Genomic DNA, 18,588 nt, shown 5'->3' on the forward strand with positions numbered 1-18,588 from the left:
GCGCGCCCCGCCAGCGCTCACGACCCGCCCAGCGAACGCTCCTTCACCCTCGCCAGATGCCGTGTGAACACCTCACGCGTATCCGGAGTCAGCGTGCGCAGCGCCACCAGTGCCGTGATCACCACGTCGCAGAGTTCCGACTGGACGTCGTCCCAGGTGTGGGTCCTCCCCTTGCGCGGGTTCTGGCCGGTCGCGCCGATCACCGCCTGGGCGACCTCGCCGACCTCTTCCGACAACTTGAGCAGGAACAGCAGGCCCTCCTGGTCGCCGAGGGCGCGGTTCTCGTCCAGCCAGGCCCACAGGGCGTCGATATCGGTCCAGAGTTCGGCGGCGGTCTCGGCGGCGGTCTCGGGGGAGGTGCGCTGATCAGTCATGCGGGCAGCTTGGCATGGCAGTTCCGCGAGCAGCCCGCCTACTTCCCGAACAGGGCGTCCTACTCCCCGAACAAGGCGTCCTGCTCCCCGAACTGTTCCGCCTGCTCCTCCTTCTTCGCCTCGTCCAGCCTCTTGTTCCGCATCCCGATGACCACCGCAGTCATCGCCGCCGTCGCCCCGAGCGCCGCCGGTACCATCCAGCCGCGGTCGAAGACATGCCCGAGCGCGTGGTCGAGGGAGAGGCGGCCGGGGCCCGTGACCGCGAGGCCGGTCGCGGCCAGGCCCAGGGTCGCGGCGTACTCGTAGCCGCCCTCCTGGTTGAAGAAGCCGTTCGGTGCGTGCACCGCGGCCGCGCCCGCCATCCCGCCGGCCGCCGCCGCGCCCGCCGCCGGGGTGGCCAGGCCCAGCGCCAGCAGCGTGCCACCGCCCCACTCCGCGAGCCCCGCCGCCGTGGCGCTCGCCTTGCCGGGCCGGTAGCCGACGGACTCCATGAACTGGCCGGTCCCCTCGATCCCGTGTCCGCCGAACCAGCCGAACAGCTTCTGCGCGCCATGCGCGGCCAGCACTCCGCCCGTACCCAGCCGGAGCAGCAGCAGGCCCAGGTCGCGTCGGTCATAACAGGTCACGGTCACTCCCGGAGCAGGCATCAAGGACAGTCCCACGGGTTTCCACCGTCCCACCGATGACACCCACCCGGCCTCCCCGGACCGCCGTACGGGTGGCGCGGTCCGGGTCGCGGTGTTTGTCTGGCAGTCATGACGATTCAGCCCAAGAACCTCAGCGACCCGGCCGTCCGGGAGTTCGTCAGTGCCGTCAACGCGCATGACCGCGACGCCTTCCTGGCGCTGCTCACCCCGGACGCGACGATGGCGGACGACGGCTCGGACCGTGACCTCGACGATTGGATCAACCGGGAGATCTTCGACTCCCACGGTCACATGGAGGTCGACCGCGAGTCCGACGGCGGCCGTGCCCTCGTCGCCCGCTACAGCAACGACACCTGGGGCGAGATGCGCACCCGGTGGCGGTTCGACGTCGACGACAGCGGCAAGATCCGGCGGTTCGAGACCGGCCAGGCGTGAGCGGACCCTGATACCGCAACGAGGTCCCGCTCAGAAAGCCCTTGCCCTAGAGTGCGCTCTAACCCATAGCGTCCCGGGTCATGGAGACGATCTCGCACACCAGGACCCTCGGCCGCACCGGCATCGAAGTCAGCGCTCTCGGCTTCGGCTGCTGGGCCATCGGCGGTGAGTGGCAGGACCCGGACGGGCAGCCGCTCGGCTGGGGCACGGTCGACGACGAGGAGTCCGTACGGGCCGTCCGGCGCGCACTCGACCTCGGCGTCACCTTCTTCGACACCGCCGACACCTACGGCGCCGGGCACAGCGAGCGCGTCCTCGGCCGGGCGCTCGGCAAGCGCCGGGCCGACGTGGTCCTCGCCACCAAGTGGGGCAACATCTTCGACGAGGAGACCCGCACCCTCACCGGCGGCGACGACTCCCCGGCGTACGCCCGCCGCGCCCTGACCGCCTCCCTCCGCCGCCTCGACACCGACTACGTCGACCTCTACCAGCTGCACCTCTCCGACGCCGACACCGAGAAGGCCGCCGAACTCCGGGAGACGTGCGAGGAGTTCGTACGCGAGGGGCTCATACGGTCGTACGCCTGGAGCACCGACGATCCCGCCCGCGCCGCCGTCTTCGCGGAGGGCGCGCACTGTGCCGCCGTACAGCATCGGCTCAACATTCTTCAGGACGCGCCCGAAATGCTCGCTCTGTGCGAGGAGTTGGGGCTCGCCAGCATCAACCGGAGCCCGTTGGCGATGGGGTTGCTGACCGGGAAGCGGGCCGCCGGGCAGGCGCTTGAGGCCGGGGACATCCGCAGCGCTCCGCCCGCCTGGCTGCCCGGCTTCTCGCAGGGTGCGGGCGCGGACCCGGAGTGGGTCCAGCGGGTCGACGCGCTCAAGGACATCCTCACCAGCGGCGGCCGTACGCTCGCCCAGGGCGCCCTCGCCTGGATCTGGGCGCGCAGTCCGCGCACCGTGCCGATCCCGGGGTTCCGTACGGTCGCCCAGGCCGAGCAGAACGCCGGCGCGCTCGCCCAAGGGCCGCTGACCGCCGCCCAGTTGGCCGAGATCGACGGCATCCTGGGGCGGTGAGCCAGCTGGCCTTATGGCAGCCGTTCCACGGTCCGGTGAGCACCTCGCGGTCCCTCGCGAGGCCACCCCCCAGCCCGGTGCCGTGGAACAGCTGCCATGTCCCCCCTGTCCCCCCTCACAGTGGCTGACGGGAGCTGAATGCTCCGACTGTGAAGCTCTTGTGGAGAGGGGTTGAGCATAAGCCTCCCACCGGCCGCAATGCAGCGGACTTTCACATTCCGGTTGTGCACGTTGTGAAGCCTGTGGGCTAGGGGTGCGCCAGTCAGCCGCGTCCGACGTACGGCATCGCGGTCGCCAGCACCGTCGCGAACTGCACGTTCGCCTCCAGCGGCAGCTCCGCCATGTGCCGCACCGTGCGCGCCACATCGGCCACGTCCATCACGGGTTCCGGTGCGACCTCGCCGTTCGCCTGGAGCGCCCCCGTCCGCATCCGGGCCGTCATGTCCGTCGCCGCGTTGCCGATGTCGATCTGCCCGACCGCGATGCCGTACGGCCGCCCGTCCAGCGACAGTGACTTCGTCAAGCCGGTCAGCGCGTGCTTGGTCGCCGTGTAGGCGACGGAGTGCGGGCGGGGCGTATGGGCGGAAATCGACCCGTTGTTGATGATTCGGCCGCCCTGCGGGTCCTGGTTCTTCATCTGCCGGTACGCCGCCTGCGCGCACAGGAACGCTCCGTTGAGGTTGGTGTCCACGACGTGGCGCCAGGCGTCGTACGGCAGGTCTTCCACCGGTACGCCGCCGGGGCCGAACGTTCCCGCGTTGTTGAACAGCAGGTCGACGCGCCCGAAGTGGTCCTTCGCCGCGGCGAACAGGGCGGTGACGTCCTCCGGTTGTGACACATCCGTCCGTACGGTGAGGGCGGCGGCCTCGGGTACGAGTGCGGCCGTTTCCGTCAGGGTCTCGGGGTGCCTTCCGGCCAGGGCCACGGACCAGCCGGTGCGCAGTAGTTCTACGGCTACGGCTCGGCCGATGCCGGAGCCGGCGCCGGTGACTACGGCGATGCGAGTCCCGTCGCCGGTCTGCGTGTTCATTTGCATGGCGTTCATGGCGCCGCAGCGTAGTAGTGCCGCTGTTGGTCGTCGGTCGTCTGCGGGTTCGTTGTGGCTGGTCGCGCAGTTCCCCGCGCCCCTTTGGGGCGCCTGCCGAACCGGAGTCTCATTGGGTCGTCATCTGGGTGTTGTGTACGTGCCAAGCGGGGGTCGTCCTGGGTCACTCCAATCGTCCTGCATCCCATTGCCAGGGGAGGACCAGGATGTCCCAGCACACCCCCGAACTCCGTGCCGTCGCGCGCCACTTGGGCCGACGTCGTTTTCTGACCGTCACCGGCGCGGCTGCCGCGCTCGCGTTTGCTGTGAATCTGCCTGCCGGAGGCACCGCCAGTGCCGCTGAGCTCGACGCGGCGCAGATCGTCGAGGACCCGTTCACGCTCGGCGTCGCTTCCGGCGACCCGCAGCCCGGCTCCGTGCTTCTGTGGACGCGGCTGGCGCCCGCACCGTTTCAGCCGGACAGCGGTCTGCCCGCCGCGCGTGTCACCGTCCAGTGGGAGGTGGCGCGTGACGAGAAGTTCCGCCGGATCGCCAGACGTGGTGCGGCGACCGCGCACCCCGAGTTCCACCACACCGTGCATGTCGCGGTCGACGGTCTGGACGAGGGCCGTGTGTACTACTACCGCTTTTGGGTGGGCCGTTGGGTCAGCCCGGTCGGCCGCACCCGCACCGCTCCCGGCCTCGGCAGCAAGGTCTCCGCGCTGACCTTCGGCGTGGTCTCCTGCCAGCGCTACGACCAGGCCTACTTCACCGCCTACCGGCACCTCGCCGAGGACGACGTGGACCTGGTCTTCCACCTCGGCGACTACCTCTACGAGTACCCGGTCAGCTCCGTCGGCGGCGCCCGCGCCTACCCGGCGGGCACCCTGCCCGACCTGCTCAACCGCGAGACGGTGACGCTGGAGGACTACCGGCTGCGGTACGCGCTGTACAAGTCGGACGCCGACCTCGCCGCCGCGCACGCGGCGCACCCGTTCATCGTCACCTGGGACGACCACGAGACCGAGAACAACTACGCCGACGACATCCCGGAGAACAGCGTCCCGCCGGAGGAGTTCCTGATCCGCCGGGCCGCCGCCTATCGCGCCTACTGGGAGAACATGCCGCTGCGCCGCCCTCAGCTGCCCGACGGCCCCGACCTCCAGCTCTACCGGCGGCTGCACTGGGGCCGGCTGGCCCAGTTCGATGTGCTGGACACTCGACAGTACCGCTCCAACCAGGCGTACGGCGACGGCTGGCAGCTGCCCGGGCCCGAGTCCGAGGACCCGGCGCGCACGCTGACCGGTGACGCGCAGGAGCAGTGGCTGATCGACGGCTGGCACCGCTCGCGCGCGCTGTGGAACGTGGTCCCGCAGCAGGTCACCTTCTCCCGCCGGCACAACACCACGACTCCGCCCTCCCCGGTCTCCATGGATTCCTGGGACGGTTACCCGGCCTCCCGCGAGCGCGTCCTCGCCGGTGCCGAGGCGGCCGGGATCGAGAACCTGATGGTCCTCACCGGCGACGTCCACGTGGGCTACGGCTTCGACATCAAGCGGGACTTCGCCGACCCCGACTCACCGACCGTGGGCACGGAGATCGTCGCCACCTCGATCTCCAGCGGCGGCAACGGCTCCGAGAAGCCCGCCAACTGGGCCACCTACCTGGCCGCCAACCCGCACATGAAGTTCTACAACGGGCTGCGTGGCTATGCGACGGTCGCGCTGGGCCGGGAGTCGGCGCGGGCCGACTTCAAGACGCTGGCCTACGCAACGACGCCGGGCGCACCGGTGACGACGGCCGCGTCCTTCGTGACGGAGGCGGGGGCGCCGGGGCTCAAGCCGGTGTGACGGCCGGTACGGCTTCCTGGTCGTCGGTCTCGTCGCCCTCGCCGGGGTAGCGGACACCGATGCGGTCACGTATCGCGTCGAGCGTCCGCATCACGGCGAGGGTGCCGTCGAGGGGGACGAGCGAGGACTCGGTCTCGCTGGCCCGCAGGGCCCGCATCACCTCGCGGGCCTCGTACTTGAGGCTGTTGTGCGGGTCGGCGGCCGTGTCGTGGGCGAACACCTCCGGTTCACGGCCGTCGCGGTGCAGGACGAAGCGGTCGGCGTGGAAGAAGCCGTACGGGATGTCGATGCGGCCCTGCGAGCCGGTGACCGACGCGGAGACGGACGTACCGCCGACGACAGAGCAGTGCACCGAGGCGAGAGCACCGCTCTCCCACGAGAGCAGTGCACCCGTCTGGAGATCGACGCCCTCGTCCGAGAGCACTGCTCGCGCCGCGATGTCCGACGGCTCCCCGAGCAGCAGCTGCGCGAACGACACCGGGTACACCCCGAGGTCCAGCAGCGCGCCGCCGCCCTGCGCCGGGTCGCGGAGACGGTGCGAGGGCGGGAAGGGGCCCGCAAGGCCGAAGTCGGCCTGCACGGTGCGCACTTCGCCGATCCCGCCGTCGTCGACGAGGGCCTTCAGTCGCCGGATCACGGGGTTGCAGTACATCCACATGGCCTCCATCAGGAAGCTCCCGCGCGCCTTCGCCAGCGCGACCAGTTCCTCGGCCTCGCGCACGTTCAGCGTGAACGCCTTCTCGCACAGCACGTTCCGCCCGGCCTCCAGACAGAGACCGGCGGCGGCCCGGTGTGCCGCGTGCGGGGTGGCGACGTACACGACATCGATGTCCTCGTCGGCCGCGAGGGAGGCCCAGTCGCCGTACGCCCGGGGAATCCCGAACCGTTCCGCGAACGCCTTCGCCGAGTCCGCGGAGCGCGAGGCCACCGCCACCACGTCCGCGTCCGGCAGATCCACCAGATCCGCCGTGAACGCGGCCGCGATCCCGCCCGTCGCGAGGATCCCCCACCGCACGTTCTCCGCCGTCATCCCGTCCCGCCCTCGTTCGTGTGACCCCAGCCACTGTGTTCGAACTGAGAGCATAGGGGCCGTATCGCGAGGAGAGGGAGGGCGCATGCCCGAACGTGGGGCATCCAGGGCAGCCATATCGAAGACATCGAACGAGACGCAGAACGAGACGCAGGCGGCCGTACCGGCACCGAAGCCGGAAGCGGCCGTCCGTGCTGTGCGCCGCACCGGCATGCTCGTCACCCTCATCCTCGGCGGAATGACCGCCGTGCCGCCGCTGACCATGGACATGTACCTCCCGGCGCTGCCGCAGGTCACCGAGTCCCTGCACGCGTCCGCCGCGACCGTCCAGCTCACGCTCACCGGCTGTCTGGCCGGCATGGCGCTCGGGCAGCTGGTCGTCGGACCGATGAGCGACAAGTGGGGGCGGCGGCGCCCGCTGCTCATCGGTCTCGCGGTCTACATCGTCGCCACCGCCCTGTGCGCGCTGGCGCCCACCGTCGAGACGCTGGTCGCCTTCCGGCTGGTGCAGGGGCTCGCGGGCGCGGCCGGGATCGTGATCGCGCGGGCGGTCGTACGGGATCTGTTCGACGGCATGGACATGGCCCGCTTCCTGTCCACCCTCATGCTGATCTCCGGGGTAGCGCCGATCGTGGCGCCGCTGATCGGCGGACAGATCCTGCAAGTGACCGACTGGCGGGGCGTGTTCGTCGTGCTCACGGTGGTGGGGGTGGCGCTGGCCGCCGTCGTCTGGGCGAAGCTGCCGGAGACGCTGCAGCCCGGCGAACGGCACGACGGCGGGGTGGGCGAGGCCCTGCGCTCGATGCGGCGGCTGCTCGCCGACCGCGCCTTCTCCGGCTACATGATCGCCGGCGGCTTCGCCTTCGCCTCCCTCTTCGCCTACATAGCCGCCTCGCCGTTCGTGATCCAGGAGATCTACGGGGCCTCGCCGCAGACGTTCAGCGTGCTGTTCGGGATCAACTCGGTCGGGCTGATCGCCGTCGGTCAGCTCAACGGGAAGGTGCTGGTCGGGCGGGTCGACCTCGACAAGGTGCTGGCCGTCGGGCTGGTGATCGTCATCGCCGCCGCGACCGCGCTGCTGGTGATGTCCCTTGGCGTGTTCGGCGAGGTGGGGCTGGTGCCGGTGGCCGCCGCGCTGTTCGTGCTGATGTCCGCGATGGGCATCACCCTGCCCAACACCCAGGCCCTCGCCCTCATGCGCACCCGGCACGCCGCCGGCTCCGCCTCCGCGCTGCTCGGCACGACCTCCTTCCTCGTCGGCGCGATCGCCTCGCCGCTGGTCGGTGTCGCCGGGGAGGACACCGCCGTCCCGATGGCCGTCGTCCAACTGGCGGCGGCACTGGTGGCACTGGCCTGCTTCGTGGGAATGTGCCGTCCTTGGAACACGCGTACGGATTCGGAGGGAGCAGGGAGCTGAGCGCGCCGAGACTGCGCAACGGCACAGCGGAACGGGCCGGACTCGACCCCGGGGAACTGAGCCGCCTCGTCCGCGAGGTGAACGGCCTCACCACCGGGGCACGCCCCTGGGCGGCGGGCGCCGTCGTGGTCGCCGGGCGCGGGCCGGTCATCGCCGTCGAGGAGGCGGTGGGGTGGGCCGTACGGTACGAGCGCTACGACGCGGAGGCCGACGCGGGCGTGGAGCTGCCGTCGTCCGAACGGGTGCCCATGACGACCGGCACCCCCTTCGACCTCGCCTCCCTGACCAAGCTGTTCACGGCCGTCGCCGCCGTGCAGCAGATCGAGCGGGGGACGCTCGGCATCGACGCGCGCGTGGGTGCGTATCTGCCCGACTTCACGGCCGCCGCCGCGCACGGCATCACCGTGCGGCAGCTGCTCACCCACACCTCCGGGCTGCGGCCCGAGCTCCCGCTGTACGACTGCGCCGACGCGGCCGAACGGCTGGCGCTGCTGCGGGCGGAGGCGCCGGTCGGGGCGCCCGGCACGTACTGCTACTCCGATCTGAATCCGTTGCTGCTGCAGCAGGTGCTGGAACGGATCACGGGCCGTGCGCTCGACGTGCTCGTGCGCGACGGAATCACGCGTCCGCTGGGGATGACGGCGACGGGCTATGGTCCCCGTCCCGATGCGGCGGCCACGGAAGACCAACGGCGGCCGTGGGCCAAGGTGGACCGGGGGATGCTGCGGGGGGTCGTCCACGACGAGAACGCCTGGGCGCTGGGCGGGGTGGCCGGTCATGCGGGTCTGTTCTCGACGGGACGGGATCTCGCTGTCTTCTGCCGGGCGCTGCTCGCGGGCGGCTCCTACGGTCCCGCGCGCATCCTCGGTCCCGACTTCGTGGAGCTGCTGCTGACGCCGCCCGGGCTGGGCTTCGCGGTGGATCAGCCGTGGTTCATGGGGGAGCTGGCGGGGGAGGGGGCGGCCGGGCATACGGGGTTCACGGGGACGTCGCTGGTGCTGGATCCGGCGACGGACACGTTTCTGGTGCTGCTGGCGAATGCGGTGCATCCGCGGAGGCGGGCCGCGGACAGCAGGCCGAGGGCACGGGCGGGGACGCGGGTGGCGCGGGCGGTGCGGGGGCTGTAGCGCCCACGCGACCCGTCCCCTGCTGGGGACGGGTCTTTTCTTGTACTCTTTTACCGACAGGACGTCGGCAAGTTTCCCGACAAGGGGTCGGGAAGTGGTTGACTTAGGTAAGCCTAACCGTAGAAAATCAGGGCTCATGGACTCCTTCTCGACCCTCATCCGTACCGCGTCCCACGAGCAGCACGTGGAGGCGGAGACCTCGACGTTCATGAGCGACCTGCTCGGCGGCAGGCTCGGCGTCGACGCGTACGCGCGCTACACCGAGCAACTGTGGTTCGTGTACGAGGCACTGGAGACCGGTACCGAGCGGCTGGCGGCGGACCCGGTGGCCGGCCCCTTCATCCAGCCCGAGCTCTTCCGGCTCCCCGCGCTGGAGCGGGACCTGGAGCACCTGCGCGGCCCCGACTGGCGCGCGTCCCTCACCGCCCTCCCGGCCACCCAGGCCTACGCGACCCGCATCGCCGAGTGCGCCGACACCTGGCCGGCGGGCTACATCGCCCACCACTACACCCGCTACCTCGGCGACCTCTCCGGCGGCCAGATCATCCGCGACAAGGCGGAGCGGACCTGGGGCTTCACGAGGAAGGGTGACGGCGTCCGCTTCTACGTGTTCGAGGAGATCGCCAACCCGGCGGCGTTCAAGCGGGGTTACCGGGAGCTGCTGGACGGGGTCCACGCGGACGACCTGGAGAAGCAGCGCATCATCACGGAGTGCAAGAAGGCGTTCGCACTCAACACGGCGGTGTTCCGGGCGCTGGGCGAGGAGTTTCCGCTGAGCGCATAGGGCTCAGTGCGAGTGCTCAGTCTTCAGCGCTCAGTGCTCCAGGAACACGCGCCCTCCGACCTCCACCCAGCCGCCCGGCTGCGGAGCGGTGAGGATCTGAGACCCCGACCCCTGCGTGATGTTGAGGGCCCTGCCCAACTGGTCCGTGAGCAGCATGGCCGCCGCCCCGGTCGCCTCGTCCTCCTCGACACCGTCACCGCGACCGGGAAAGCCACGGGCCCGGATCCGCCCCGCGGCCTCGTCCTCCCAGGCCCAGGCGTACACCCACTCGCCGGGCGGCGGCACCGGCAGGGCGTCGACCTCGGCGGCCGTGGCGTACCGGCGCAGGGTGCGCGGCGGAACCCACTCCGCCCGCGCCTCGATCCAGCTGAACTCGCCGTCCAGGCGGGCGCCCACGACACCGGCGGGCGTGACCAGTTCGGGGACATCGAGGAGCCAGGCCGTACCGACGCAGGGATACCCGGCGAAGGGCAGCCGTGTGCTGGGCGTGTAGATGTCGATGACCCCGCGCTCGGGATCATCCACGAACACGGTCTCACTGAACCCGAGCTTCGCCGCGAACGCCTGCCGCTCCTCCCGCTCCGGCATCAGCGAGCCGTCGCGGACGACGCCGAGTTCGTTGCCGCGTCCGCCCGCGGCGCCGCAGAAGACACGCAGCACGTCGTAATCAGTCACAGAGGCATTGAAGCAGCACGCCGGTGACGAGCGAGGTAAGGCTAACCTAAGCTTTGATCACTGAAGGGGAGAGCCGGATGACCGTACTGGAGAAGGCGGCGCGGGAGGTGGCGGCCGACGTGCCGCCCCGCAGACGGCGCACCACCGGCTGGCTGTTGATGGTCGGCATGGTCGTCGGTCTCCTCGTCCTCGTTCCGGTCGCCGCGGGGATCGGCGCGTACCCGATCCCGGTGGGGGACGTCCTCGCCTCCGTGCAGCACAAAGTCGGGCTCGGCGGCGGGGAGTTGGACCGGGTCGCCGAGTCTGTGCTGTGGAACGTCCGCTTTCCTCGGATCGTGCTCGCGCTGCTCGTCGGCGCCTCGCTGGGCTGTGCGGGCGCGCTGATGCAGGGTGTGTTCGGCAACCCGCTGGCCGAACCGGGCACGATCGGCGTCTCCTTGGGCGCGGCGGTCGGCGCGGTGGCCTCGATCTCGCTCGGCCTGTCCTTCTTCGGCAACTGGACGCTCCCCGCCATGGCCTTCGTCGCCGGGCTCGGCACCGTGCTGCTGGTGTACGGGATGTCGCGCTCGGGCGGCCGTACGGAGGTCGTGACGCTGATCCTCACGGGGATCGCGGTGAACGCGTTCTGCGGGGCGCTCGTCGGGCTGTTCATCTTTCTCGCCGATACCGCGGCGGTGAACCAGATCACCTTCTGGCAGCTGGGTTCCCTCTCCCAGGCGACCTGGTCGAAGGTGCTGGCGGTGCTGCCGTGTGCGGCGATCGGGCTGCTGGTGGCGCCGGTGTATTCGCGCCGGCTCGATCTGCTCGCGCTCGGCGACCGGCCCGCGCGGCATCTGGGGGTCGAGGTGGAGCGGCTGCGGATCGTGCTGGTCCTTGTCGTCGCGTTGCTGACGGCGGCCGCGGTGAGCGTGTCCGGTGTCATCGTCTTCGTCGGTCTGGTGGTGCCGCATCTATTGAGGATGGCGGCTGGGCCCGGGCATCACTTCCTGGTGCCGGGCAGTGCGGTGGGGGGTGCGGTGGTTCTTTTGGGGGCGGATCTGGCTGCGCGGACGATGGCGGCGCCGGCGGAGCTTCCGCTGGGGGTGCTGACGGCGCTGATCGGTAGTCCGTTCTTTTTCTGGCTGTTGCGGAGGACTCGGCGGCGGCAGGGGGGTTGGGCCTAGGGGTCGTGTGTCGTCTGCGGGTGTGTGGGGGCTGGTCGCGCCCACGCGGCGGTAGCCGCAAATCCAATACAGCCCCGCGCCCCTAAGGAGTTGCCCCCGCCCCCCTCTGCAACCTCAACCCTGTTTTTCGAACCCAAGGACCCCGCCCATGCGACTCCTCCGCCCTCGCCCCAACCCTCCTGCCCCCGCCCAACCCGGCGACGTTCTCGCCGAAGCGCAGGCCCTCCACGTCCGGCTCGAGTCCCGCGCCGTCCTTCACGGCGTGTCCGTCGCCGCCCGTGCCGGTGAAGTGCTTGCCCTCGTCGGGCCCAACGGGGCCGGTAAGTCCACCCTGTTGGGTGCGCTCGCCGCTGATCTTCCGGTCGCGGAGGGGGTCGTACGGATTCTGGGGCGTCCGGCGTCGGAGTGGTCGGCGCCTGAACTGGCCCTGCGGCGGGCGGTGTTGCCGCAGTCGGCGGCGTTGTCGTTTCCCTTCACGGTCGAGGAGGTCGTCCGTATGGGGCGTGCGCCGTGGGCCGCGACCGCGGTCGAGGACGATGACGCCGCCGTGGCCGAGGCGATGGACCGGGCCGAGGTGACCGCATTCGCCACGCGCCCGTTCTCCGCGCTCAGCGGCGGCGAGCGAGCCCGTGTCGCGCTCGCTCGGGTGCTTGCTCAGCGGGCGCCGTTGCTGCTGCTCGACGAGCCGACGGCGGCGTTGGATCTCAGGCATCAGGAGCTGGTGCTGCGGCTGTGCCGGGAGCGGGCGCGGGCCGGGGACGCGGTGGTGGTCGTGCTGCACGATCTGGGGCTCGCGGCGGCCTATGCGCACCGGGTGGCGATTCTGCGGGCCGGGGAGGTGGTGGCGGACGGGCCGCCCGGGGAGGTGTTCTCGGACCGGCTGCTCTCGGAGGTGTACGACCAGGAGGTCGAGGTGCTGCCGCATCCCCGGACGGGCGCGGTCCTGGTGACCCCGAGGCGTGACCTTTGACGCTTCCTTGACCCTTCCGTGGGGTCCGATTTGAGCCAGCGTGATCGGCTCGTGCTCATACACCGTCCATGAGAGCTGAATCACGGTACGGCGGGGTATCACGCAGGTAAGGCTCGGTTAAGTTAGGCGAGCCTTGCCAACGCTATGTGTCCCCTGTCAGCGATTTCTCGCCACCTCCATGGAGCCTGTATGCGCCCCGCCAGACTCTCCGTCATCACCGCCGCCACCACCGTGGCGGCGCTGACCGCTCTCACCGGCTGCACCGAGAAGGGCGGTTCTGGCAGCGGCGACAACGTGATCAACGTGACCGCGACGGACGACAAGTGCGAGGTGTCGAAGAACGAGGTCCCGGCCGGGCACGTCGAGCTCGCCATCGAGAACAAGGGCTCCAAGGTCAACGAGGTCTACATCCTCTTCCCGGACGACCGGGTGGTGACCGAGCGCGAGAACATCGGCCCCGGCACCAAGCAGCGCGTCACCGCCGAAGTGAAGGCGGGCGACTACCAGATCGCCTGCAAGCCCGGCATGAAGGGCGACGGCATCCGCCAGGACATCAAGGTCACCGGCGGGACGGCGGCCAAGCGCGACCCGCGTCTCGACAAGGCCGTCGCCGCCTACCGCGAGTACGCGCAGACGCAGGCCGACGAGACGGTGCCGCTCGCCGAGACGTTCGCCAAGGCGGTCAAGGACGGCGACATGGAGGCCGCGAAGAAGGCGTACGCGCCCTCCCGTATCGGCTGGGAGCGCACCGAGCCGGTCGCCGAGTCCTTCGGTGACATCGACCCCAAGGTCGACCTGCGCGAGGACGGTCTGGAGGAGGGCCAGGACCTGGAGAAGGACTGGACCGGCTGGCACCGCATCGAGCGCTCGCTGTGGAAGGACAAGAAGCTCACCGCCCGCGACTCCGAACTCGCCGACCAGCTCATCACCGACCTGAAGGACTGGCAGAAGCGGGTCGGCAAGGCCGAGATCACCCCGACCTCCATGGCCAACGGCGCCAAGGAACTCCTCGACGAGGTCGCCACCGGCAAGGTCACCGGCGAGGAGGAGCGCTACTCCCACACCGACCTGGTCGACTTCAAGGCCAATGTCGAGGGCGCGGAGAAGTCGTACGAGCTGCTGAAGTCCGTCGCCCAGGAGAACGACCCGGCGCTGGTGACCGAACTCGACAAGCAGTTCGGCGCGTTGAACGGGCTGCTGGACAAGTACCGCGCGGACAAGACGTCATACGACTTCACCTCGTACGACAAGGTCGGCGAGGCCGATCGCAAGGAGCTGTCGGACGCGGTGAACGCGCTCGCCGAGCCCCTCTCCAAGCTGGCCGCCGCAGTCGTCGTGAAGTAGGGGGCACCCTCATGACCGAGACCTCGGGATCTCCGTCCCGGCGTGCGCTGATCGGCTGGGGCGGTGCCGGGCTCGCGCTCGGTGCCGCCGCGGCCGGGAGTGCGGTGGCGATGGCCCGCACCGGCGACGATGTCGACCCGGCCGGCGCCGCGGCGGGCGCGGCGGTCGCCTTTCACGGCGTGCACCAGGCGGGCATCGCCACGCCGGTGCAGGACCGGCTGCATTTCGCCGCGTTCGACGTGAAGACCGACGACCGCGCGCAGTTCGTCCAGATGCTGAAGGACTGGACGGTCGCCGCGCGCCGGATGGCGGCCGGGCAGACGGTCGGTGAGGGCGCGTACGGCGGTCTGGCCGAGGCGCCGCCGGACGACACCGGCGAGGCGCTGGGCCTCAAGCCGTCGCGGCTGACGCTGACGATCGGCTTCGGGCCTTCCCTGTTCGAGAAGTTCGCCCTGGCGGACGCCCGCCCCGAGGCCCTCGTCGACCTGCCGAAGTTCTCCGGCGACAACCTCGACAAGAACCGCAGCGGCGGCGATCTGTGCATCCAGGCCTGCGCGGACGATCCGCAGGTCGCCGTGCACGCCATCCGCAACCTGGCCCGTATCGGCTTCGGCAAGGTCGTCATCAAGTGGTCCCAGCTCGGCTTCGGGAAGACGTCGTCGACGACGCCCGAGGAGCAGACCCCGCGCAACCTCATGGGCTTCAAGGACGGCACCCGCAACATCGCGGGGACGGAGACGGACCGGCTGAAGAAGTTCGTGTGGGTCTCCGGCACGGAGGGTCCCGCGTGGATGGTCGGCGGTTCGTATCTCGTCGCCCGGCGTATCCGCATGCACATCGAGACCTGGGACCGGACCTCGCTGCAGGAGCAGGAGGACATCATCGGCCGCGACAAGGGCGAGGGTGCCCCGGTCGGCAAGGCGAAGGAGCGCGATGAGCCGTTCCTGAAGGCGATGCTGCCCAACGCGCATGTCCGGCTCGCGCACCCCGACACCAACGACGGGGCGACGATCCTGCGCCGCGGCTACTCCTTCACCGACGGCACGGACGGGTTGGGCCGCCTGGACGCGGGCCTGTTCTTCCTCGCCTACCAGCGGGACGTCCGCAAGGGCTTCATCCCCATCCAGCGCAGCCTGGCGCCGGACACCCTCAACGAGTACATCCAGCATGTGGGTTCGGCGATCTTCGCGGTCCCGCCCGGCGTCCGCGACAAGGACGACTGGTGGGGCCGGGCGCTGTTCTCCGAGGAGGCGTAGCCCGTGTTCTCCAACTACCTGATCGGACTGCGCGAGGGCCTGGAGGCCAGCCTCGTCGTCTGCATCCTCATCGCCTACCTGGTGAAGACCGACCGCAGGGACGCGCTGAAACCGATCTGGATCGGCATCGGTGTCGCGGCGGCGCTCGCGCTGGCCTTCGGCTGCGCGCTCGAATTCGGCTCCCAGGAGCTGACGTTCGAGGCGCAGGAGGCGCTCGGCGGCTCGCTGTCGATCCTCGCGGTGTGCCTGGTGACGTGGATGGTGTTCTGGATGCGGCGCACCGCCCGGCATCTCAAGGCGGACCTGCACGGCAAGCTCGACGCGGCCCTGCAGATGGGCACGGGCGCGCTGGTGGCGACGGCCTTCCTGGCGGTGGGCCGGGAGGGCCTGGAGACGGCCTTGTTCGTGTGGGCGTCGGTGCGCGCGGCCGGCGACGGCACCCCGCGCCCGCTGGTCGGCGTGGCCCTGGGCATCGCCACCGCGGTCGTGCTCGGCTGGCTGTTCTACCGGGGCGCGGTGCGGATCAACCTCGCCAAGTTCTTCACCTGGACCGGCGCCATGCTGGTCGTCGTGGCGGCGGGCGTCCTGGCGTACGGCTTCCACGACCTTCAGGAGGCCGACTGGCTGCCCGGCCTGAACAACAAGGCCTTCGACATCAGCGGCACGATCCCGCCGGACAGCTGGTACGGCACTCTCCTGAAGGGCGTCTTCAACTTCCAGCCGGATCCGACCGTCCTCCAGGTCACGGTGTGGCTGCTGTACTTGATCCCGACGCTCGCGTTGTTCTTCGCCCCGGTAGGGTTCGCCTCCGGGAAGGGGAAGGTGAAGGTAGCCGATGAGCAGGGATCGCGGCCTTCGAAGGCAGCTCAGCCTTCGCAGTCTTCGCAGGATTGACCGGAGCGCGCTGCTTGCAGCCTCCGTGACCGCTTTGTCGCTGACCGCGAGCGGGTGCGTGGTGGTGCACGGGGAGCGCGAGGTGCTCCCCGCCGCCACCGGGGCCGAAGCCGCCAAGGCGCTCCAGCAGTTCACGAGCGCGTACAACGCGGCCGACAAGGCGTACGACAGCTCCCTGGACGCCGACCATGTGGCCGGCGCCCTCAGTGACATCGACGCGGCACGGCTGAAGGCCGGGAAGGCGCGCAGCCCCGAGGGCAATCCGAACCACGCGCCGCTGAAGCTGTCGGACGTGAAGTACACGATCGTCAAGAAGGCGGGCTGGCCGCGCTGGTTCATCGCCGACGCGGCGGGGAACAAGGGCGGCAGCGCGCGTTGGCTGTTCGTGTTCACCCGCGGCGGGCTTCAGGAGCCGTGGGAGGTGGCCTATCTGACGCTGGTCGCGCCCGACGACGTACCAGAGCTCAAGAAGGACAAGGACGGTCTCGCCGAGGCCGTGCCCATGAACTCCGCCGAACTGGCCGCCGCGCCCGGCGAGTTGGGCGAGGAGTACACCGACTACCTCAAGAACGGCGGGGAGTCGGCCTTCGCTTCGGGCCCGCACACCAGCGGATGGCGTACGGAGCGGCAGCAGGAGGCCAAGAAGCCGGGTCTGGTCACCCAGTACCTCGACGAGCCGCTGACGGACGGCGACTACGCGCCGGTGGCCGTGCGCACGAAGGACGGCGGGGCGCTGGTGTTCTTCACCACCCGCCACTACGAGAAGGAGACGGCGGCGGCGGGTACGTCGGTGCCGACGCCGAGCGACGACGTGCTGGCGCTGACGACCGGTGAGATCAAGCAGTCGCTGACGATGGAGTTCGTCTCCAACGAGGTGGCGCTGGACCCGAAGGGGCCCGGCAAGGTGACGATCCTCGGGCGGATCCAGGGTCTTACATCGGCGAAGGGCGAGTAACCCCGCCGGTCAGTGCCGCAGGGGCCAGGCGGCGCCGGTCACATGGCCGGAGTCCTCACCGACGTAGCGGGCGCAGGCGTCGGTGAGGACTTCCAGCAGGCTCAGCGGGTCGGGGAGCGGATGCTCCGGGCCGCGCAGCCAGTGCACGGTGTGGCCGCCGTCGCCGGGGAGCCGGGCGGGCGGCACCAGGACGTACGAACCGCGGCAGTGCCAGCGCAGGCCGGGGTGCTCGTCCATCGTCTCGGGGTGGCAGTCCAGCTCGCAGGGCCACCACTCGTCCTCGTCCTCGGGGGTGCCGCGGGTGAGGGTGAAGAACAGCAGGCGGCCGTCGTCGCTCTCGGCGACCGGGCCGACCTCGATGCCGGAGGCCAGCAGCCGCTCCATGGCCTCCTGGCCCGCCTCCTTGGGGACGTCGAGGACGTCGTGGACCATGCCGGTCGCGGTGATGAAGTTGGCCTGCGGCTGGTGCCGGGCCCAGCGCTCGATCTGCGCGCGGTCGGTGGTGGACTGCGTCTGCCAGGCGAAGGAGACCGGGTGCCTCGCCGGGGTGGGACAGCCGACGCGGTCGCAGGAACAGCCGTAGCCGGTGGCCGGGTACGCGGCGGGCGCGAGCGGCAGGCCCGCCCCGGCGGCGGCGAGCAGCAGGGCCTCACGGCCGTCGTCGCCGACGGCCTCCTTCGGGCGGCGTCCCCGCAGCCACTGGGAGATTTTGCCCTGCCGGCCGGAACGACCGCCGAACTCCGCGCTCATCTATCCCCTCGCCTCGCTGTGGTAGCGGACAGCATGCCCTATGGTCCCACCATCCTGCGCTCCGGGGGGCCGGAGCTGACATCCGGGGTAGGAGGGACGAGGAGGGCGCTGCTCCCGAATCGGGGTGCATCGACGGCTTTGGGGTGATTTACCGGGGCGCGATGCCGTGCAGGGCGTAGTCGACGAGGGTGTCCGTGTACTCGTACGAGATCGGGCCCGTGTACTGCAGCCAGCGCTGGGCGAGCGGGGAGACCCAGAGTTCGAGGGCGATGCGCGGGTCGACGTCCTGGCGCACCTGCCCGGCGTCCTGTGCGGCCCGCACGCGGTCGACGTACAGCTGGAGCGACGGTTCGAGGAGCTTGGTCATGAAGATCCGGCCGAGCTTCTCGTTGACCACACCCTCGGCGGCCAGGGCGCGGGAGGGAGCCTCGAAGCGGGGGTCCTTGAGCTGGTCGACGGTGAGCCGCAGCACGGCCTTGAGGTCGGCGGCGAGGTCGCCGGTGTCCGGAATGACGTACGACTCCTCCGCGCCCGCCTCCCGCGACGCCTGCTCGCTCAGATCCAGGAACGCCTCCAGCAGGACGTCCGCCTTCGACGACCACCAGCGGTAGATCGTCTGCTTGCCGACGCCGGCGCGGGCGGCGATGCCCTCGATGGTGGTCTTGGGATAGCCGACCTCCGCGACCAGTTCGAGCGCGGCGTCGTAGATGGCGCGACGGGACTTCTCGCTGCGGCGGGTGGAGTCGGGGGCGGAGGTGGGGTTCTTGGCCATGGGCCGAATTTATCAGGTTGACAAGACGATGCGTCTCGCCGGACA

The 18,588-nt window shown here is 70.4% G+C and carries 19 protein-coding genes; 12 read left to right on the top strand and 7 right to left on the bottom strand.

Features of this window, described 5'->3' with window-relative positions; translation table 11 throughout:
- Positions 1-17: 17 nt before the first annotated feature.
- Both KCH48_RS28105 and KCH48_RS28110 read right to left on the bottom strand, forming a co-directional pair.
- On the bottom strand, positions 18-374 hold the full coding sequence (locus KCH48_RS28105) for a MazG-like family protein (protein ID WP_210577680.1): 357 nt from the start codon (positions 372-374) through the stop codon (positions 18-20).
- Between the two features lie 59 nt (positions 375-433).
- Positions 434-1,000, bottom strand: a complete 567-nt coding sequence (locus tag KCH48_RS28110) for a DoxX family protein (protein WP_210577681.1) — start codon at positions 998-1,000, stop codon at positions 434-436.
- Between the two features lie 129 nt (positions 1,001-1,129).
- Here KCH48_RS28110 and KCH48_RS28115 point away from each other — a divergent pair, with 129 nt between their 5' ends.
- Both KCH48_RS28115 and KCH48_RS28120 read left to right on the top strand, forming a co-directional pair.
- Positions 1,130-1,456 carry a nuclear transport factor 2 family protein gene (locus tag KCH48_RS28115; protein ID WP_210577682.1) on the top strand — a complete coding sequence of 109 codons (327 nt, stop codon included), beginning with the start codon at positions 1,130-1,132 and terminating at the stop codon, positions 1,454-1,456.
- Positions 1,457-1,536: 80 nt separating this feature from the next.
- Positions 1,537-2,532 (top strand): aldo/keto reductase, encoded by a 996-nt coding sequence (locus KCH48_RS28120; RefSeq protein WP_210577683.1) that lies wholly within the window; start codon positions 1,537-1,539, stop codon positions 2,530-2,532.
- 262 nt (positions 2,533-2,794) lie between these two features.
- Here the strand turns inward: KCH48_RS28120 and KCH48_RS28125 are convergent, their stop codons facing one another.
- Positions 2,795-3,577, bottom strand: coding sequence for an SDR family oxidoreductase (locus KCH48_RS28125; protein ID WP_374104719.1), 783 nt, complete (start codon positions 3,575-3,577; stop codon positions 2,795-2,797).
- 206 nt (positions 3,578-3,783) lie between these two features.
- Between KCH48_RS28125 and KCH48_RS28130 the strand changes: the two genes are divergently transcribed.
- Positions 3,784-5,406 carry an alkaline phosphatase gene (locus KCH48_RS28130; protein ID WP_210577684.1) on the top strand — a complete coding sequence of 541 codons (1,623 nt, stop codon included), beginning with the start codon at positions 3,784-3,786 and terminating at the stop codon, positions 5,404-5,406.
- Here KCH48_RS28130 and KCH48_RS28135 read toward each other — a convergent pair.
- Positions 5,393-6,436 (bottom strand): Gfo/Idh/MocA family protein, encoded by a 1,044-nt coding sequence (locus KCH48_RS28135; protein WP_210577685.1) that lies wholly within the window; start codon positions 6,434-6,436, stop codon positions 5,393-5,395. The genes KCH48_RS28130 and KCH48_RS28135 overlap by 14 nt on opposite strands.
- Positions 6,437-6,521: 85 nt before the next feature.
- On the opposite strand from KCH48_RS28135, the gene KCH48_RS28140 reads away from it, so the two are divergent.
- The 3 genes from KCH48_RS28140 to KCH48_RS28150 all read left to right on the top strand — a co-directional run bounded on the left by KCH48_RS28140 (position 6,522) and on the right by KCH48_RS28150 (position 9,764).
- Positions 6,522-7,853: a multidrug effflux MFS transporter gene (locus KCH48_RS28140; RefSeq protein WP_210577686.1), complete on the top strand. Its 1,332-nt coding sequence runs from the start codon at positions 6,522-6,524 to the stop codon at positions 7,851-7,853.
- The gene (locus KCH48_RS28145; RefSeq protein WP_210577687.1) at positions 7,805-8,980 is read left to right on the top strand and encodes a serine hydrolase; all 1,176 of its coding nucleotides are present in this window, start codon (positions 7,805-7,807) and stop codon (positions 8,978-8,980) included. The genes KCH48_RS28140 and KCH48_RS28145 overlap by 49 nt, the downstream gene beginning before the upstream one ends.
- Before the next feature lie 136 nt (positions 8,981-9,116).
- The gene (locus KCH48_RS28150; protein WP_210577688.1) at positions 9,117-9,764 is read left to right on the top strand and encodes a heme oxygenase (biliverdin-producing); all 648 of its coding nucleotides are present in this window, start codon (positions 9,117-9,119) and stop codon (positions 9,762-9,764) included.
- Positions 9,765-9,794: 30 nt separating this feature from the next.
- On the opposite strand, the gene KCH48_RS28155 is transcribed toward KCH48_RS28150, so the two are convergent.
- Positions 9,795-10,439, bottom strand: coding sequence for a PhzF family phenazine biosynthesis protein (locus KCH48_RS28155; RefSeq protein ID WP_210577689.1), 645 nt, complete (start codon positions 10,437-10,439; stop codon positions 9,795-9,797).
- A 77-nt stretch (positions 10,440-10,516) separates the two neighbouring features.
- On the opposite strand from KCH48_RS28155, the gene KCH48_RS28160 reads away from it, so the two are divergent.
- From KCH48_RS28160 to KCH48_RS28185, 6 genes are all read left to right on the top strand, one after another.
- Positions 10,517-11,602, top strand: a complete 1,086-nt coding sequence (locus KCH48_RS28160; protein ID WP_210577690.1) for an iron ABC transporter permease — start codon at positions 10,517-10,519, stop codon at positions 11,600-11,602.
- Between the two features lie 148 nt (positions 11,603-11,750).
- Positions 11,751-12,572 (top strand): heme ABC transporter ATP-binding protein, encoded by an 822-nt coding sequence (locus KCH48_RS28165; RefSeq protein WP_210577691.1) that lies wholly within the window; start codon positions 11,751-11,753, stop codon positions 12,570-12,572.
- Positions 12,573-12,761: 189 nt separating this feature from the next.
- A complete protein-coding gene (efeO, locus tag KCH48_RS28170; protein ID WP_210577692.1) occupies positions 12,762-13,916 on the top strand; it encodes an iron uptake system protein EfeO in 1,155 nt (384 codons plus the stop codon).
- Positions 13,917-13,927: 11 nt separating this feature from the next.
- On the top strand, positions 13,928-15,172 hold the full coding sequence (gene efeB, locus KCH48_RS28175; protein WP_210577693.1) for an iron uptake transporter deferrochelatase/peroxidase subunit: 1,245 nt from the start codon (positions 13,928-13,930) through the stop codon (positions 15,170-15,172).
- 3 nt (positions 15,173-15,175) lie between these two features.
- Positions 15,176-16,066, top strand: a complete 891-nt coding sequence (efeU, locus tag KCH48_RS28180; RefSeq protein ID WP_210577694.1) for an iron uptake transporter permease EfeU — start codon at positions 15,176-15,178, stop codon at positions 16,064-16,066.
- A complete protein-coding gene (locus KCH48_RS28185) occupies positions 16,008-17,021 on the top strand; it encodes a hypothetical protein (protein WP_210577695.1) in 1,014 nt (337 codons plus the stop codon). Before efeU ends, KCH48_RS28185 begins: the two co-directional genes overlap by 59 nt.
- Positions 17,022-17,030: 9 nt before the next feature.
- On the opposite strand, the gene KCH48_RS28190 is transcribed toward KCH48_RS28185, so the two are convergent.
- Complete coding sequence (locus KCH48_RS28190) at positions 17,031-17,771, bottom strand: bifunctional DNA primase/polymerase (RefSeq protein ID WP_210577696.1); 741 nt, start codon at positions 17,769-17,771, stop codon at positions 17,031-17,033.
- A 148-nt stretch (positions 17,772-17,919) separates the two neighbouring features.
- Positions 17,920-18,543 (bottom strand): TetR/AcrR family transcriptional regulator, encoded by a 624-nt coding sequence (locus tag KCH48_RS28195; protein ID WP_210577697.1) that lies wholly within the window; start codon positions 18,541-18,543, stop codon positions 17,920-17,922.
- Between the last annotated feature and the right edge of the window lie 45 nt (positions 18,544-18,588).

It is taken from the genome of Streptomyces sp. GESEQ-4 (assembly GCF_017948455.1).
Taxonomy (GTDB): domain Bacteria; phylum Actinomycetota; class Actinomycetes; order Streptomycetales; family Streptomycetaceae; genus Streptomyces.